Source organism: Xenorhabdus bovienii (assembly GCF_024721015.1).
Taxonomy (GTDB): domain Bacteria; phylum Pseudomonadota; class Gammaproteobacteria; order Enterobacterales; family Enterobacteriaceae; genus Xenorhabdus; species Xenorhabdus bovienii.
Window position 1 is genome coordinate 1 of sequence record NZ_JANAIF010000159.1, and the last position, 2,755, is coordinate 2,755.

2 protein-coding genes and 1 pseudogene are annotated in these 2,755 nt (G+C 51.6%); all 3 read left to right on the forward strand.

The window, feature by feature from the left end:
* Positions 1–444 precede the first annotated feature (444 nt).
* Positions 445–1,542, forward strand: coding sequence for a serine hydrolase domain-containing protein (locus NXS07_RS19350; RefSeq protein ID WP_258087445.1), 1,098 nt, complete (start codon positions 445–447; stop codon positions 1,540–1,542).
* Positions 1,543–1,859: 317 nt separating this feature from the next.
* Positions 1,860–2,420, forward strand: coding sequence for a recombinase family protein (locus tag NXS07_RS19355; protein ID WP_258087446.1), 561 nt, complete (start codon positions 1,860–1,862; stop codon positions 2,418–2,420).
* Positions 2,404–2,727: pseudogene (locus NXS07_RS19360) on the forward strand (IS481 family transposase); the annotation flags it as partial. The gene NXS07_RS19355 and the pseudogene NXS07_RS19360, both read left to right, overlap by 17 nt.
* Positions 2,728–2,755: the final 28 nt, after the last annotated feature.

Consider the following 2,755-nt stretch of genomic DNA (forward strand, 5'->3'; position numbering starts at 1 on the left):
TCTATCAATTGGCTGCATAAAAAACAATTACATCATTTTCTCTTGCTAGCGCTCTGTTAATGCGACAGAACCCAATAAAAAAGTGTAATAATTCTGATTGTTTTTATGCTATTAATAAATTTTTTTTAATGTTTATACTTGCGTTAAAGCTAGCGAAAACGCTAGGCATAACTGTCGAAGAGCTTTTCTTCCTCGAATCCAGTGAAAAATAAAGGCACCACAAAAAAACGCTCGGATCGGCCGCAGCTGACTGAACTCGGCCATTGTACTCGGCAAAACATCTAGTCATAGTGACGATCTTTATGCCGCGATGGGTGCAGGTGACCCAAATTAGACCGTAGCGGAATACCGCCGTTGGGAATTTAACTACGGTTAATGAGGACAGCGTCGTTCATATTTTTAGCGTTTTACTACAGTAAACCGAATAATAAACTGGGAGAATACATGAAAAAGTTTGGTTTTGTCCTCGTGATCGGAGCCGTTGCCGTATGTGCACACGCGCAACAGGTAACGCTCGAAGCCAGTCCTGATGAACTGGCCCGGGCTGCACTGAGCGGTCAGCGGGGTTACGCGGCGGCTGGTATCTGGCATAAGGGCCGGGCGGCAACCGGCTCCGCTCACTCTCCAGACGTAGGGGAGCGTACGCCACCACCCGACTTGTACGAGATCGGCTCCATTACCAAGGTGTTTACGGGATTGTTGTTGGCTCAGGAAGTCGAGGCGGGACGTCTCTCACTGGACGACACGCTGGGCAAACTGTTCGCCAACCGCGTTGTCTTAAAACCGGAGGTAGCGGCGATCACTCTACGCCAACTGGTCACGCACAGCTCCTGCCTACCGCGCCTTTCGCCCGATTTCGAATTAGGCAAGCGCGACAAGCTTGACGACCCCTATGCTGACTACGACCGGACTCGCCTGTGGATGTCGCTCGGCCAAGTGACCTTGCCTTATCCGCCGCCTTGCCAAGGTGACTACAGCAATTATGGGATGGCCGTGCTGGGAGAAGTACTGGCCCAGCAGGCTGGCAAGACATGGGAAGCGCTAGTGGCGGAACGCATCACCAGACCGCTTGGCATGCACGATACCGTGCAGCACCTGGGTGCACGCCAAGCTCGCCTCGCGCCTGGCTACGTCGGCCACGACCCGGCGCGTCCATGGGAATTCCAAGCCTACGCGCCGGCCGGCGCGCTGCGCTCTAGCGCGGCAGATATGCTTGTATTTGGGCGCGCGCTGATGGCGGGCGAGAAAGGACCGCTAGGTAAGGCCGGAGCGCGTGTTCTAGAGCCTCAGGGTAAGGCGGACGGCGAAGACGTCGGCTATGCCATCAGGATACGCGGCCCAGCCGGTCACCGCTACTACCATCACGGGGGCGGGACAGGCGGATATAGGGCCGAGCTTGCGTTCACGCCGGATACGCAGGACGTACTAGTTCTATTGACCGGGAACGCCGCGAGTCATCCAAAGCACACCGTATCGATACTAGAGGCGCGTTCACCTTCGTCGCCCAAGACGGCAAGCTGTACGGGCGTCTGGTCTGACTAGCTGTAACGGCCCGCATTTAAAATATGTCGGGCTTGCATTTATCCGCTTTTTTAGCCCACATTAATTGTAAATGAAAATACCTTCCTGCTCATATTAACTGCAAATGAGCTTGCATTTATCTTTTTCGGCTCGCATTTCATTTCGACCGGCTCACAATAACTGCAAATGAAATTTTCCGCTTAAACCAATCTATTGGATTGTATGGGTATACCCCATAAAGACAATGCAATGAGACAGTTTTTGTGTCTTGGTTGTTTTTGTCTCATCCACATGCTACGTTTCATTCATCTAAAGGTAAATGAGACACTTTCCCCATTATGGCTCTTTATGGCTATGCCTGTGTATCAACTAATGATCAGGATCTCGCCCTACAGTCACAAATGCTTCGTGTTGCCGGTTGTGAAATCATCCGGGCCGAAAAAGCCAGCGGAACCAAACGGGATGGGCGGAGTGAACTGCAATTGTTGCTGGATTTTTTGCATCCGGGCGATACGCTGATTGTCACGCGTATAGATCGTCTGGCTCGTAGCATCAAAGATTTGCAGGATATTGTTTATTCTTTAAATCAGCGGGGGATTACCCTTAAGGCTACAGAGCAGCCTGTCGATACACGCACGGCAGCCGGAAAAGCCTTCCTCGATATGTTGGGTGTCTTCGCTGAATTTGAAACTAATCTGTGCCGTGAACGTCAGCTGGAAGGTATTGCGGCGGCAAAAGCGCGAGGTGTGTACCGGGGACGAAAATCATCCATTGATCCTGCCGAAGTGTACCGTCTGTATGTAGTTGAAAAAATGGGGGCTACGGCGATTGCCCGTCAACTCGGTATCGGACGGGCCTCAGTTTATCGTGTGTTAGATAACTATGGGCAGCCAGCGTAAATCTATTCCTGTTGACTCTCTGTTGCAATTACGGCAACGGTTAGACCGCCTGCCGTCCAAAAGCCCGGAACGGACAACACAGATTACTGCAATGGCGCAGTTGTACGGCGTTTCTCCTACCACCGTTTACCGGAATCTCCATGTTGTTCTTAAGCCTCGTACCGTTCATCGGTGTGATCATGGCATTCCCCGCATCCTGCCCCAATCTGAGCTGGAGCATTATTGCGAACTAATCGCAGCCTTAAAATTGCGTACTACCTGTAAGGGCTCGCGTTTGAAATTACGTGGGCTCGCAATCAGCGCGATTTTCGGCTCACGCTAAGTGACAATGAAAA